At 65.4% G+C, this 13,407-nt stretch carries 11 protein-coding genes and 1 other RNA gene; 3 read left to right on the forward strand and 9 right to left on the reverse strand.

Annotation, left to right across the window (positions count from 1 at the left end):
• Positions 1–10: 10 nt before the first annotated feature.
• Positions 11–1,432, reverse strand: coding sequence for a glutamate--tRNA ligase (gltX, locus tag sphantq_RS17440; RefSeq protein WP_272800257.1), 1,422 nt, complete (start codon positions 1,430–1,432; stop codon positions 11–13).
• 69 nt (positions 1,433–1,501) lie between these two features.
• Here gltX and sphantq_RS17445 point away from each other — a divergent pair, with 69 nt between their 5' ends.
• Entirely contained in the window at positions 1,502–3,673 is a 2,172-nt protein-coding gene (locus sphantq_RS17445; RefSeq protein WP_272799104.1) for a ComEC/Rec2 family competence protein, read from the forward strand.
• On the opposite strand, the gene lexA is transcribed toward sphantq_RS17445, so the two are convergent.
• From lexA to sphantq_RS17480, 7 genes are all read right to left on the reverse strand, one after another.
• Complete coding sequence (gene lexA / locus sphantq_RS17450) at positions 3,664–4,350, reverse strand: transcriptional repressor LexA (protein WP_272799105.1); 687 nt, start codon at positions 4,348–4,350, stop codon at positions 3,664–3,666. The two genes, sphantq_RS17445 and lexA, sit on opposite strands and share 10 nt — an antisense overlap.
• Before the next feature lie 69 nt (positions 4,351–4,419).
• Complete coding sequence (locus tag sphantq_RS17455; protein ID WP_066602204.1) at positions 4,420–5,601, reverse strand: molybdopterin molybdotransferase MoeA; 1,182 nt, start codon at positions 5,599–5,601, stop codon at positions 4,420–4,422.
• Complete coding sequence (gene moaC / locus sphantq_RS17460) at positions 5,598–6,071, reverse strand: cyclic pyranopterin monophosphate synthase MoaC (RefSeq protein WP_129926174.1); 474 nt, start codon at positions 6,069–6,071, stop codon at positions 5,598–5,600. The genes sphantq_RS17455 and moaC overlap by 4 nt, the downstream gene beginning before the upstream one ends.
• Positions 6,068–6,859, reverse strand: a complete 792-nt coding sequence (gene trpC / locus sphantq_RS17465) for an indole-3-glycerol phosphate synthase TrpC (RefSeq protein WP_272799106.1) — start codon at positions 6,857–6,859, stop codon at positions 6,068–6,070. The genes moaC and trpC overlap by 4 nt, the downstream gene beginning before the upstream one ends.
• Entirely contained in the window at positions 6,856–7,848 is a 993-nt protein-coding gene (gene trpD / locus sphantq_RS17470) for an anthranilate phosphoribosyltransferase (RefSeq protein WP_272799107.1), read from the reverse strand. Before trpD ends, trpC begins: the two co-directional genes overlap by 4 nt.
• 136 nt (positions 7,849–7,984) lie before the next feature.
• Positions 7,985–8,575, reverse strand: a complete 591-nt coding sequence (locus tag sphantq_RS17475; RefSeq protein WP_129926171.1) for an anthranilate synthase component II — start codon at positions 8,573–8,575, stop codon at positions 7,985–7,987.
• 57 nt (positions 8,576–8,632) lie between these two features.
• Positions 8,633–9,388, reverse strand: coding sequence for an NRDE family protein (locus tag sphantq_RS17480; RefSeq protein WP_129926170.1), 756 nt, complete (start codon positions 9,386–9,388; stop codon positions 8,633–8,635).
• Between the two features lie 39 nt (positions 9,389–9,427).
• Here sphantq_RS17480 and ssrA point away from each other — a divergent pair.
• Both ssrA and sphantq_RS17490 read left to right on the forward strand, forming a co-directional pair.
• Positions 9,428–9,780, forward strand: a transfer-messenger RNA (tmRNA) gene (ssrA, locus tag sphantq_RS17485).
• Positions 9,781–10,133: 353 nt separating this feature from the next.
• On the forward strand, positions 10,134–10,523 hold the full coding sequence (locus tag sphantq_RS17490; protein ID WP_066602187.1) for a hypothetical protein: 390 nt from the start codon (positions 10,134–10,136) through the stop codon (positions 10,521–10,523).
• A gap of 127 nt (positions 10,524–10,650) precedes the next feature.
• Here the strand turns inward: sphantq_RS17490 and sphantq_RS17495 are convergent, their stop codons facing one another.
• Positions 10,651–13,350 carry a TonB-dependent receptor domain-containing protein gene (locus sphantq_RS17495; RefSeq protein WP_066602185.1) on the reverse strand — a complete coding sequence of 900 codons (2,700 nt, stop codon included), beginning with the start codon at positions 13,348–13,350 and terminating at the stop codon, positions 10,651–10,653.
• Between the last annotated feature and the right edge of the window lie 57 nt (positions 13,351–13,407).

Raw genomic sequence — 13,407 nt, forward strand, 5'->3', positions numbered from 1 at the left:
TTGAGTGCCATCAACCGGCCGATGCGTGCCCAACATCGTTCAGTCGTTCCAAGCTCTCCTCTTTCCCCAAAAGGAAGAGGACATCGAAAATCCCCGGCGAGACCGTGCGGCCGGTCAGCGCCGCGCGCAGCGGCTGCGCTACCTTGCCCAGCCCCAGACCGGCATCCTCTGCCACGCGGCGTATCACGTCTTCGATCGCTTCGACCGTCCAGGACTGAACGGGCTGGAGAGCGTCGGCTGTCTTCTTCAGCAGCGCGCGCGCGGAGTCGTCTAGCAGAGCGGATGCCTTCTCGTCAAAATCGAGCGGGCAATTTTTGAATAGAAATTCTGCGCCCTCCGCAATTTCATTAAGGTTTTTGGCGCGCGGCTTCAGCGAAGCCATCGCCTGGGTTAAAATCGAAAGATTGGCATCCGTCAAAGCGATATCAAGCCGCTGTTCCACATGAGGCGCAACCAATCCCGCCAAACGCGCATCGTCGGCCTCGCGCAGATAATGTCCGTTCAGATTTTCCAGCTTCTTGATGTCGAAGCGCGAAGGCGACCGGCCGACGCCGCCAATATCGAACAGGTCAATGGCGCGGGCGATCGAGATGATCTCTTCATCGCCATGGCCCCAGCCCAGACGCAGCAGATAGTTCAGCACCGCTTCGGGCAGCATCCCCATCTCGTCGCGATAAGCGTCTACGCCCAATGCGCCGTGGCGCTTGGACAATTTCGCGCCATCCGGTCCGTGGATCAGCGGGATATGCGCGTAGATCGGCTCCTCCCACTGCATCGCCTTGATGATGCTGAGCTGGCGGAAGGCGTTGTTGAGATGATCGTCGCCACGAATGACATGGGTGACGCCCATGTCATGATCGTCGACCACGACGGCCAGCATATAGGTGGGCGTGCCATCGGACCGCAGCAGGATCATGTCGTCCAGCTCGGCATTCTGCACGACGACGCGGCCCTGCACCGCATCCTCGATTACCGTCTCGCCTTCGCGCGGCGCCTTGATGCGGATGACGAAGGGCGCGCCAGCGGGCGCATCTTCCGGCATGCGGTCGCGCCAGCGGCCATCATAGCGCATCGGCTGCTTGGCGGCGCGCTGCTGTTCACGCAGTTCGGACAGCTCTTCCGGCGTCGCATAGCAGCGATAGGCGTGGCCTGTTTCCAGCAACTGGTTGGCGACCTCCGCATGGCGCGGGGTGCGCGCGAACTGGAAGACGGCAGGCTCGTCACCGCCCAGGCCCAGCCATTCCAGCCCATCGAAGATCGCGGCGACGGCCGCATCGGTCGAACGGGCGCGATCGGTGTCCTCGATCCGCAACAGGAACTTGCCGCCGTGATGGCGCGCGAACAGCCAGTTGAACAGCGCGGTGCGGGCGCCGCCGATATGCAGGAACCCGGTGGGGGACGGGGCGAAACGGGTCACCACCGGCTTGTTCATTCCCGTTGCACTTGCCGTCATATTCCCTGACATTCGCCTAGCTGACCCATGGATGCTGCGCCCCCTAGCATGGCTTTTGAGCCACGACAAACCTCCCTTGGTGCGAGGCCGGCGGCATGGGCGCGGGCGGCGCTGGAGCGACTCGAAAGCTGGCTGGAGTGTGAGCGCGAACAGATCGGATTATGGGCGCCGATCGGGCTGGGCAGCGGGATTGCGGGCTGGTTCATCCTGCCTCACGCCGTGGACTGGCTGGCCTTTTGCTGCGGCGCGCTGGCGATGGCCTGCATGGGGGCGATGCTGCCGGTCGGAGGGCGGTTGCGCCGGATATGCGTCGCGGGCGGCATCCTGGCGTGCATGGGATGCCTGCTGGTTTGGGGGAAGGCGATGCTGTGGGGCCAGCCGCCACTGGGCCGGGCGACCTTCGTGCAGGTAATCGGCGATGTGACGGCGGTGCGTCCCGTTCCGGCACAGGCGATGGTGCGCGTCATGCTACGCCCGGTTCACGCGCCCAATCTGCCGGCGGTTGTGCGGGTGAATATCGCCGATGCCGATGTGCCGACGGGGCTGGGCGAGGGCGCGCGTCTGCGGTTTCGCGTGCGCTTGATGCCGCCGGCGCCGCCGAGTGTGCCGGGCGGCTATGATTTTGCGGCGCGCGCCTATTTTCAGGGGATCGGGGCCACCGGCAAGGCGTTGAAGCCCATAGAGATAGTGATCCCCTCCACCGCCGCGTCACCGCTGCGGGCGCGGTTGTTCGGCCATATATTGGAGCAAGTGGATGGTCCCGCCGAAGGAATCGCTGCCGCTCTGGCGACCGGGGACCAGGGCGCGATCCCCGAAGCGGATGCGGAAGCGATGCGGCGCAGCGGGCTGGCGCATCTTCTGTCGATCAGCGGCTTGCATGTGACGGCGCTGATCGGGGCGGTCATTTTCCTGCTGATGCGCGTGATGGCCTTGAGCCAGCGGGCGGCGCTTGGCTGGCCGCTGATGCTGATCGCGGCGGCGGGCGGGGCGCTGGCGGGGATCGGCTATACGCTGCTAACCGGGGCGGAGGTGCCCACGGTGCGATCCTGCGTCGCGGGCTTGCTGGTCTTGGGCGGACTGGCGATGGGTCGGGATGCGGTGACATTGCGACTGGTGGCGACCGGGGCGCTGGTCGTGCTGCTGCTGTGGCCCGAAGCGCTGGTCGGGCCGAGTTTCCAGATGAGTTTCGCGGCGGTGACGGCGCTGGTGGCGCTGGCCGAACATCCGCGCTTTCGCGCCTTTGCCGCCGTCAGGGACGAGGGCGTGATTCGCAAGACGGGTCGCTTGCTGGTCGTCATGCTGGCGACCGGGATCGCCGTCGAACTGGTGCTGATGCCGATCGCGCTGTTCCATTTTCACAAGGCGGGCCTGCTCGGCGCCTTCGCCAATCTGATCGCGATCCCGCTCACCACTTTCGTCGTCATGCCGCTGGAGGCGCTGGCGCTCGTGCTGGATGTCGTAGGGTTGGGCGCGCCGTTCTGGTGGTTGACGCAGCAGGCGCTGAACCTGTTGCTGCTGCTGGCTCATGGCGTGGCGGCGAGTCCTATGGCCACATTGCTCGCGCCGACCATGGGTATGGGGCTGTTCGGCATCACCATCGTCGGACTGCTCTGGTGCCTGTTATGGCGGACGGGATGGCGATGGCTGGGACTTGCGCCGGTGCTGATCGGCGTGGCGGTCACCTTTACCGCCGCGCCGCCCGATATCCTGATTACCGGCGACGGGCGGCATGTCGCCGTGCGGACGGGAAAGGGCATGGCGATATTGCGCGATCGGGCGGGGGATTATGTGCGGGACGTGCTGTCGGAAAGTGCAGGTTATGACGGCGAACTGGCGGCGATCGCGGCGCTGCCGGAGACGCGCTGCTCGCAGGATATGTGCGCCATGAGGATGAAGGATGGCAAGGGCCGCGACTGGCGGCTGCTCTTTACTCGCAGCAATGTGCTGATCGATCGGTCGAGTTTCGCCGGCGATTGCGCGGCGGCGGACATCGTCGTCAGCGATCGGGGCCTGCCGCGCTGGTGCCGACCGCGCTGGATGAAGGTCGACCGCCGGTCGCTCGCGCGTACCGGTGGGCTGTCCATGATCCTGGCGAAGGGCGAAGTTCACACCGTCCATCGGGCGGGCGACGCGCATCCCTGGGTCGCCCGCCAGACCCGCCGGACGTGGAGGGAACAGCCTGAATCATTTAAGGCCCAATCACACAGGCCTCAATTGTAGCGGCGCAGCAGCCCCGCGAGCTTGCCCTGGATGCGGACCTGGCGCGGATCGTATATCTGCGGCTCATAGGCCGGGTTGGCCGGATCGAGCCGGACGCGGCTGCCTTCGCGGCGGAAATATTTCAGCGTCGCTTCCGCCTCGTCGATCAGCGCGACGACGATCTGACCTTCGCGGGCGACGTCGGTGCGCTGGATCAACGCGAAGTCGCCGTCGAGGATGCCGGCTTCCATCATCGAATCGCCCGACACTTCCAGCGCATAATGATCGCCCGCGCCGAGCAGCGCGGCGGGCACGGAGAGCATCGCCTGCCCTTCCATCGCCTCGATCGGCACACCGGCCGCGATCCGGCCGTGCAGCGGGATTTCGATCACGTCATTGGCGGCGGTGGGGATCATCGGCGGCTGGGCGGGCGGCGCGACCTTGGGATTGAGCGCGATCACTGGCGCGGGCGCGCGATGCATCGCATCGGGGAGCTTGAGCACTTCCAGCGCGCGGGCGCGATTGGGCAGGCGACGGATGAAGCCGCGCTCCTCCAGCGCGTTGATGAGGCGGTGAATGCCGGATTTGGACCGCAGGTCCAGCGCATCCTTCATTTCCTCGAAAGAAGGCGACACGCCGCCTTCGTCCAAGCGGGTCTGAATGAAGCTTAGCAATTCCTGCTGCTTGGGCGTCAACATTGCGATCCTCCGTGGAACGTATGAGGAACGCATAGGAAACAGATGAAGGTTAGTCAAGCACCGAACATGTCAGGGCAGCGGCAGAATCAAGACCCGATCGCCGGGAGCCGCCGGCGGCGATCCGGCGGGGCGCAGGATCAGGCAGTCGGCCTTCGCCATGGCGGCGGTGGCCGCGCTGTCCTGTGACGTGACCGACACGATGCCGCCCGGTCCGCGCCAGGCGCGCAGATAATCGTCACGATCGCCGGTGGCGGGCAGCGGTGAGGCGAGCGGCGCGTCGCTTGTCGGTGGCAGCGGATCGCGTGCGCCGCCCAGATGACGGACCAGCGGCAACAGGAACAGCGTGGCCGTGACGAAGGCGGAGACGGGATTGCCCGGCAGGCCCAGGAACAGCGTATCGGCGATTCGCCCCGCCATCAGCGGCTTGCCCGGCCGCATTTTGATCTTCCAAAAATCGAGCGCGCCGCCTGCTTTCACAAAAGCGGGACGGACCAAATCATGGTCGCCGACGGAGGCGCCGCCGGTCGACACGATGATGTCGGCCGTGCGCGCCCGTTCGATCGCGGCCACCATCGCATCGAGGTCGTCCCGCACGATGCCGAGGTCGATGACGTCGCAGGGCAGGGCGGCGAGCAGGGCGGCAAGCATCGGCGCGTTGGAGGAAGGCAGGAAACCCGGCGGCGTCGGGGCGCCGGGCGGCACCAGTTCATTGCCGGTGGACAGCAGCGCGACCGTCGGCCGACCGCCGACCGGCACGACGCCATGGCCACCCAGCACGGCGAGCGCGACCTGAGCCGGGCCGAGGCGACCGCCAGCCTCCAGCAGCAGGGCGTCCTGCGCAAAGTCGGAGGCGGCGGTGCGGACATGACGACCTGCGGGTAGCGGATCGGCGCTGGCGGTCAGCCAGTCGCCGTCGCGGGTCGCATTTTCCTGGATCAATATGGTGTCGGCGCCCGGCGGTAGCGGCGCGCCGGTGAAGATGCGGCTCGCTTCGCCCGGCGCCAGGGCTGCAAGGTCCGCCGCGCCGGCCGCGCTCTCGCTGGTGACGCGCCAGGGGCCGGGTGCTTCGGCGGCGCGCACGGCATAGCCGTCCATCGCCGACAGATCGGCCCAGGGCTGGTCGCGCAGCGCCGCCAGATCCTGCGCCAGCCAGCGTCCGGCGGCGGCGGTGATCGGCACGGTTTCGGTCGCCAGTCGCGGGGCGAGAGCGAACAGGCGCGCCTGCGCCTCAGCGACCGGCAGCAGGCTCATGGCGTGCGCCGCCAGTCGCCCGACTTGCCGCCGGTTTTGGCGATCAGGCAGACGCCGCCGATGATCATCGACTTGTCCAGCGCCTTGGCCATGTCATAGACGGTCAGCAGCGCGACAGAGGCCGCGGTCAGCGCCTCCATCTCCACGCCGGTCTGGCCGGCGGTGCGCGCGGTGGCGGTGACCGTGGCGCCGCTATCGTCCAACGCGAAATCGACCGTCACGGCGCTGAGCGCGATCGGGTGGCAGAGCGGGATGAGGTCGGCGGTGCGCTTGGCCGCCATGATGCCAGCCACTCGCGCCACGGCCAACACGTCGCCCTTCTTGACCAGACCGTCGGCGATGGCTCTGGCGGCGGTCGCGCTCATGGCGATCCGGCCGGAGGCGATGGCTTCGCGCGCCGTGACCGCCTTGGCCCCGACATCGACCATCCGGGCCGCGCCGTCTTCGTCCAGATGGGTGAGGCCGCTCATCCGCCCGTCAGCAGATTGTGGGTCGCCGCCTCCACATCGGCCTGACGCATCAGCGTTTCACCGACCAGGAAGCAGCGCACGCCATGGTCGGCCATCGCGACCAGATCGGCATGACCAGTCAGGCCGCTTTCAGCGACGAAGGTGCAGCCTTCGGGCGCCTTGCCCACCAGTTCGTAGGTGCGTGCGAAATCGACGGAGAAATCGCGCAGGTCGCGGTTGTTGACGCCGATCAGGCGCGAGCGGAGCTTCAGCGCGCGGTCCAGTTCGGCCTCGTCATGCACTTCGATCAGGGCGTCCATGCCAAGGCCGAGCGCGGCTTCCTCTATCTCCTGCATCTGGCCATCGTCCAGCGCGGCGACGATGATAAGGATGGCGTCCGCGCCGAGTGAGCGGCTTTCCAGCACCTGCCAGGGATCGACCAGGAAATCCTTACGCAGCACCGGGATTGCGCAGGCCGACCGGGCGGCCATCAGATAATCGTCATGACCCTGAAAATAGGGTTCGTCGGTCAGGACGGAGAGGCAGGCGGCGCCACCGGCCGCATAGGCCCGCGCATGGGCGGGCGGATCGAAGTCGGCGCGGATCAGCCCTTTGGACGGGCTGGCCTTCTTGATCTCCGCGATCAGGCCGAAGCCCGATCGCGCGGCAGCGTCCAGCGCCTGGCGGAAACCGCGCGGCGGCGTCTGTTCGCTCGCGCGGGCATGAAGCGCCGACACGGTGGTCGCGGCCCGGCGGCGGGCTACATCCTCGCGCTTGAAATCGCAGATTTCGATCAGCTTGTTGGTCATGTATAGGCAATCCAGCAATTGAGGAGCGCGTTGGCAAGGCCGCGGTCGATGGTTTCGGCGGCTTCTTCCACCCCTTCGCGCAGATTGGGGACGGCGTCGGCGACGACAAGGGCGGCGGCGGCGTTCAGCAGCACGGCGTCGCGATAGGCGCCCGGTTCGCCTTGCAGCAGGGCGCGCAGCGCCGCGGCGTTATGGGCGGCGTCGCCGCCGCGGATCGCCTCGACCGGCTGAGTGGAGAGGCCGAGGTCGGCGGCGGTCAGCCGGTGCATGGCGACGATGTCATGGCCCTTCACCTCCGCCATGTCGTTGCCCCCGGCGAGCGAGAGTTCGTCCAGTCCTTCGTCGCCCGAAATGATCATGGCGTGGTCGACGCCCAGGTCGGCGAGCGCCTGCGCATAGATGGGGACATAGGCCGGGCGGGCGATGCCGACGAGTTGGCGACGGACCTTCGCCGGATTGGCGAGCGGTCCCATCAGATTGAAGATGGTGCGTTCGCCGATCGCCTTGCGGATCGAGCCGAGCCGTTTGAGCGCGGGATGGTAATTCTGGGCGAAGAGGAAGCAGATGCCGAGGTCGGCCAGCGTCGCTTCGGCGGTGGCGGCGGCCCGGTCCAGGTTCAGGCCCAGCGCCTCCAGCGTGTCGGCCGCGCCGGCCTTGGAAGAGGCGGCGCGATTGCCATGTTTGGCGACCGGCACGCCCGATGCTGCGACAACGAGCGAGACAGCTGTGGAGACATTGAGCGTATGATGCCCGTCGCCCCCGGTGCCGCAGACGTCGATCGCGCCATCGGGCGCGCTGACCGTCTTCATGCGCGCGCGCATGGCGCGGGCGGCGGCGGCGATCTCCACCGCGGTTTCGCCGCGGCGCGCCATGGTGACGAGAAAGGCGGCGATGTCCGCTTCGGGCAGATCGGCGTCGAACAGCAGGTCGAAGGCCTCGGCTGCGGCGTCGAAGCCGAGCGGCGCGGAAGGATCGGGCAGGCGGGTCATAGACCCTGCCTTAGTCGGCGGCGGGCGGGAGAGTCGAGGGGGCGCTGGCGCTTGTTGGCGCACTTTTCCTACCGGGGTGGAAATTTACTTTCCTATTGCCGCAATATTCGAAAAGCGATCGGGCGAAAGGGCCCGATCAGGCCGTTTCACGCTCCCGCACCGGGATGCCCGCAATCGTCATGAAATTGGCCAGCATGTCATGGCCATGTTCGGTGGCGATGCTTTCGGGATGGAATTGCACCGAATGGATCGGCAGGGTCGCATGACGGAAGCCCATGACCGATCCGTCCTCGCTGGTCGCGTTTACCACCAGGCTGTCCGGAATATCCTCCACGATCAGCGAATGATAGCGTGTGGCGGTGAAGGGCGAGGGCAGGCCTGCAAACAGCCCGGTGCCGTCATGGGTGACAGGCGACGTCTTGCCGTGCATCAGCCCGCCGCGCACAACCTTCCCGCCGAAATGCTGCCCGATCGATTGGTGGCCCAGGCACACGCCCAGCAAAGGCGCGCCGGCGTCGGCGCACGCGGCGACGAGATCCAGGCTGACGCCCGCCTCATTGGGGGTGCAGGGGCCGGGCGAGAGCAGGAACGCCTTCGCGCCGCTGGACAGGGCCTGACCTGCAGAAATGGCGTCGTTGCGGACGACTTGAACCTCAGCCCCCAGTTCCATCAGATAATGGACCAGGTTCCAGGTGAAGCTGTCATAATTGTCGATGACGAGGATCATGGGCAGAGCCTTAGCGCGGGATGCGCGCGGGGGGAAGTGGGGAGGTAGGGATGCGCCCTACCATTGGAAGTGGAGCCGGGTGTCACCCGCATCGCCGCCGTCGCGGTCGAAGCGGCGTTCCATGATCTGACCCTGGCCGTCGCGGTCGATGGCGATCACGGTGCTGCAGCGCGTGCCGTAGAGCGGATTGCGGATGAAGATCGGCGAGGCGGCGGCTTCGTCCGGGGCGTCGGACGGGATGGCGGGGGCGATGCCGACGTCGGGCAGGCTTTCCCGGCGAAGCGCGTCGAACAGGCGATCGGGCGCGTCTGCGCTGTCGGTCAACCAGGCGAGCAGGGCGGCCTTGAGCGCAAGCGTCTTGGGCCAGGGCGCGTCGAGCGCGCCGTTGGACAGGCCGTAAAGGCCCGGCGTGAGTCGCGTGCGCAGCGGCTGTGGGCGGTTGGTGAGGAAATATGCGCGATCGGGTTCGACCAGGATCAGGTTGAACGGGTTGAAATCGTCGAGCGCCGCCTGTGCGACATCGGCATAGGGGCCGTCGCCCGCCAGCAGGTCCGTCACGAGCGCGCCGCGCGAGGCGAGGTGTGGCTGTGGCCCGCCATAGCCGCGCAAATTGGTGACGATCGCCGCCCGGCCAGCCTCCGACACGCCAACCCAGGTGCCGCCCGATTGCAGGTCGCGTCCGGCGATCAGCCCGGCGCGGTGGTCCCAGCGATCAAGCGGGGCGGCGGCTCGCGCGTGATATTCGTCGCGATTGCCGATCAGGATGAGGCGCCAGCGCCGATGCGCCGCCCAGGCCATGGCCATGATGCACATGGGGCCGCTGTATCGCCCCCTGCGAATCCCGCAAGTGCATGGCTTGAAAAACCATCCGTTTGGGGCCATATGGATGGTGCCGGGTTCGCCCGGCTATGGTGATAAATTGTGTCGTATAATAGACGCAGCGGACCCGGGGGCAGTACCCGGCGGTTCCACCAGAAGGCCCGATCGCTTACAGCTTTTGGGTTTCCTGACGGGGCCGAACTAGGATCGACGTGTGTTCAAAGGCGATATTTTCACCCGGCCCGTGTAAGCCGTTAAACTGTGCAAAACTCACAAGTGCCAACGATAACGAAGCACTCGCCATTGCAGCGTAATTGAGGGCCTCACGGCCTGATATTATCCTAAAATAGCGCGGTTGAACCCACCGGGCAACAGAAGGGAATTCAGCGGCCTCCGGGAGGGCCGGGCAACAGAACCTCCCGGACCTATTCCTTATCGTCAGAGACATGCGGCCGGCTTTTGCGTGCCGTTGGTCGTGCGCCGCTGCAGATGATGTCGCGGCGAGGGACAAAGCGCGTCTGTTGGTGGCGATCCATTGCGCGGCATGAATGATTCGAATCGCCTTCCATCTGCGATCTTTTTCGATTACGCTTTTATGACAGTATCGCGTAAAAATCATAACATGCTGAAATAACATAAAACAAAATCGTTTTTGCTAGTCCGATGCGCCCTTGTCCTTATGTCATCTAAATGAAATACTTCTGGCTATAGTGAGAAGTTTTTTCTGGAGGCATGAGAGATGAAGAAGGTCGCTGCAATCATGGGTCTGGCGCTGGCGGTGATGACGCCGAACATGGCGCAGGCGGCGGCCGAAGGGCAGGATCTGGTGGTCGTCGCCGGTCCCGAAGGCCGGCTGGCCGCCAGTGCGCTGGCGGCGGGACGCTATGACGCGGCGCTGCGCAAGCTGGAGCCGATGCAGGTCTATGGCGAGAATGACCCGGCCCGGCTTATCAACCTGGGCAATGCCTATGCCGGCGTCGGCCGCCTGGCGCAGGCGCGTGAAGCCTATCGCTCCGCCCGCTTCGCGCCGGAAACGACGCTGGTGCTGGCCAATGGCGCGGAAGAATCCTCGCGCACGGTCGCAATGCGCGCACTGACCCGCCTCAACCCCAGCTACGCCATGCGCTGAACGCATAGCATAAGGTGCAGGGAGCGGGGGCGTCGTCCGACAGGGCGGCGCCCCTTCGCTTTGCCGGACATGAAAAAGGCCGACCGGGTTCCCCCGGCCGGCCTTTTTCATGCGATGGATCGTCCGATCAGAAAGCCACGGTGAGCGAGGCGGCGAGCGTCGTGCCGATCTTGTAGCGGTTATAATAGACGCGGTTGCCGTCCTGTTCCTGAAACTCCTGGAACTTGCGGCCCAGAATGTTGCGGGCCTCGAACTTGAATTCGCTGTTGATGCCGCCGGGCAGCTTCACGCCCTGCCGCGCCACGAAGTCGAGCTGGATGCCCGGCCGTTCCTTGATGTCCGGCTGCAGGTTGGGACCGCGGCTGGTGACGCGATCGCTGGCATAGGTCAGCAACAGAGTCTGCTGCGACAATTTGTCGGTGTCCTCCAGACCGATCTGGAGGTTGACCAGATGGTCCGACTGGCCCGTCAACGGCGCGCCGTCGATGAAATAGTCGGACGCGGCGGGCAGATCGCCAGTCGTGTAGGTGTAGGGGATGGTGGTGTCGCCATCGCTGACCTTCAGTTTCGACTGCGTATAGGTATAGTTGGCGATCAGCGCGATCCGGCGGCTCTGGAAGAAGGCCGAGTCCATCCCGTCGAGCGGGATATATTTCTGCGCTTCCACTTCGCCGCCGTAGAGCGTCGCTTCCGGCGCGTTGGCGAAGCTGGTCGTCACCGCATAGGTGTCGCTGATGGTGGTGTAGGTTTCAATCGGGTTCTTGATCTTCTTGTAGAAGCCCGATGCGGTCAGCCGCTCGTCACGCCCCATATACCATTCCGCGCGGATTTCAGCATTCCACAGTTCGCTGTCCTGCAGGAAGGGGTTGCCGCGATAGAAGCGGTTGGAATCGGTGTCGATGAACGGCTGGGCGATCAGTTCGCGGAACTGCGGACGGGCCAGCGTCTTGGAGCCGGACGCGCGGAATTGCAGGCCACCGCCCGCATCGAAGGTCAGCGTGACGGCAGGCAGCCAATAGTCGTTCTTGATCTGGTTGAACGGGGTCACGCCGGTTGCATAGACGTCCACGCCTGTCACCGACTGGCGGCCGCTTTCATAACGGACGCCGGCGTCGATGCTGAAGCCGGGGAAAAGTTCCGCCTTCACCTGGCCATAGCCGGCATGGACGCGCATCGCGGCGTCATAGACCGGATAATTGCCGGAGAAGTCGAGCAGGCCCAGATCGTATAGCTGGATCGTCGCATCCGACAGCAGATAGTCGGGGCGCAACTGCTGCACTGGGATCGGCAGATTGACCGCGTCGAAATGCAGTTCGTAGCGCGACGAGGTGCGCTTCGTGTCGGTATAGGCGTAACCGCCGGTGATCACGAATTTGGGCGCGATCTTGTAGCTGAGGTCCGCGCCGCCGAACCACAGATTTTCGTTGAGATCGCTGAACGTCACAGATGCGTCGCCGCGCTGGCGGTTGAGCGCGTTGATGAAGCGGTCGCCGACCGGATCGATGTCGAGATCGCGGTTGGAGCGGACATAGACGAATTCGCGCTCATAGGGCGCTTCGCGCTGCGAATTGGCGTAGGAGCCGCGCAGGTCGAGGCTGAGCGCATCGCTGAACTTGAACTCGCCGGTGAATTGCGTGTCGATCAACTGCCGCTCATACCAAGCGGTCTGCTGCGTCAGATAGTCGGCGCCCTGGATCTGGCCGTCATTCTGGCCGATTGCGAGCGAGGCGCGCTTCAACGTGTCGCGAATGTAGAGGTTGGTCCAGCGCACCTTCTGGTCGCCCCATTCGGCGCCAAAGCCCAGCAGGCCGTTGACCGTCACCTGATTGTCGGTGACGACCTGGTTGGCGCTTTTACCCGCGCCTTCCGACACGGTCAGCGACGCCTGCTGCAAATTGTCGCGGGTGCGCCATTTATTGCTATAGCCCGCCGTGGCGATGACGCCCACGCGCGCATCGCCGATGTCGAACGCGGTGCCGCCGTTGAGCGTGCCGGAGAAGTTGAAGGGCAGGCTGTTCGTCCGCTGCACGACCGAGGTCTTGCTATTGAGGAACTGCATCGCGATCGCCTGCTGATCGGCGCGGTCGATATTGGCGAACGGCACACCGCCGCCAAAAGCGTTTTTGAGCAGCGGCGGCACGTCGCGCGAACTGTCGTCGAAGCCGGTCCAGTCGGACTTGCTGCCATAATAGGTGTAGCCCAGCTGGCCCGACGTTTCGGTGTTGGCCGAGCTGCCGACGCCGAATTCCAGATAGGATTCGGTCGGGATCGCCTTGGTCGTCAGGTTGATGACGCCGCCGCCAAATTCACCGGGGAAATTGGCCGAAAAGCTTTTCTGCACCAGCGTCGATGCAATGACGCTGGTGGGAAACAGGTCGAGCGGGACCACGCGCTTCAAGGGTTCGGGGCTGGGGAGCGGCGAACCGTTGAGCAGGGCGAGCGAATAGCGATCGCCCAGGCCGCGAACATAGACATAACCACCCGATGCGACCGACAGGCCGGTCACGCGCTGGAGCGAGCCGGCGATGTCGCCTTCGCCCGTGCGCTTGATGTCGGCCGCGGACAGGACGTTCACCACCTGCGGCGCGGACTGCGATATATTGCTGTTGCGGCGGCCGGTCACGATGATGTCGGAACCAGGAACCGATACGTCGACATTGCCCGATTGCGCATCGGCTTCGTCGGCGGCGCTGGGCGTGCTCGACAGGCCGGCGTCGCCGGTGGTCGGTGCGCCGGCTTGGCCGGCATCGGTCTGCGCCATCGCCATGGGAGCGACCAGCGCGGTGGAAATCAGGAGCAGGCGCGCCAGGCTGAGCGGCTTCGACATGCTATATATCCCCCTTGGGAAAATTCAGTGCAAAGAAGGCGGGGAAGCGCGGTTGCA

The organism is Sphingobium sp. AntQ-1 (assembly GCF_028538045.1).
In the GTDB taxonomy this organism is placed as follows: Bacteria; Pseudomonadota; Alphaproteobacteria; order Sphingomonadales; family Sphingomonadaceae; genus Sphingobium; species Sphingobium cupriresistens.

Bases quoted from the DNA above. Each gene is read 5' to 3' on its own strand.
- gltX (WP_272800257.1), bottom strand. From the start codon at position 1,432: ATGAACAAGCCGGTGGTGACCCGTTTCGCCCCGTCCCCCACCGGGTTC.
- sphantq_RS17445 (WP_272799104.1), top strand. From the start codon at position 1,502: ATGGCTTTTGAGCCACGACAAACCTCCCTTGGTGCGAGGCCGGCGGCA.
- lexA (WP_272799105.1), bottom strand. From the start codon at position 4,350: ATGTTGACGCCCAAGCAGCAGGAATTGCTAAGCTTCATTCAGACCCGC.
- sphantq_RS17455 (WP_066602204.1), bottom strand. From the start codon at position 5,601: ATGAGCCTGCTGCCGGTCGCTGAGGCGCAGGCGCGCCTGTTCGCTCTC.
- moaC (WP_129926174.1), bottom strand. From the start codon at position 6,071: ATGAGCGGCCTCACCCATCTGGACGAAGACGGCGCGGCCCGGATGGTC.
- trpC (WP_272799106.1), bottom strand. From the start codon at position 6,859: ATGACCAACAAGCTGATCGAAATCTGCGATTTCAAGCGCGAGGATGTA.
- trpD (WP_272799107.1), bottom strand. From the start codon at position 7,848: ATGACCCGCCTGCCCGATCCTTCCGCGCCGCTCGGCTTCGACGCCGCA.
- sphantq_RS17475 (WP_129926171.1), bottom strand. From the start codon at position 8,575: ATGATCCTCGTCATCGACAATTATGACAGCTTCACCTGGAACCTGGTC.
- sphantq_RS17480 (WP_129926170.1), bottom strand. From the start codon at position 9,388: ATGTGCATCATGGCCATGGCCTGGGCGGCGCATCGGCGCTGGCGCCTC.
- sphantq_RS17490 (WP_066602187.1), top strand. From the start codon at position 10,134: ATGAAGAAGGTCGCTGCAATCATGGGTCTGGCGCTGGCGGTGATGACG.
- sphantq_RS17495 (WP_066602185.1), bottom strand. From the start codon at position 13,350: ATGTCGAAGCCGCTCAGCCTGGCGCGCCTGCTCCTGATTTCCACCGCG.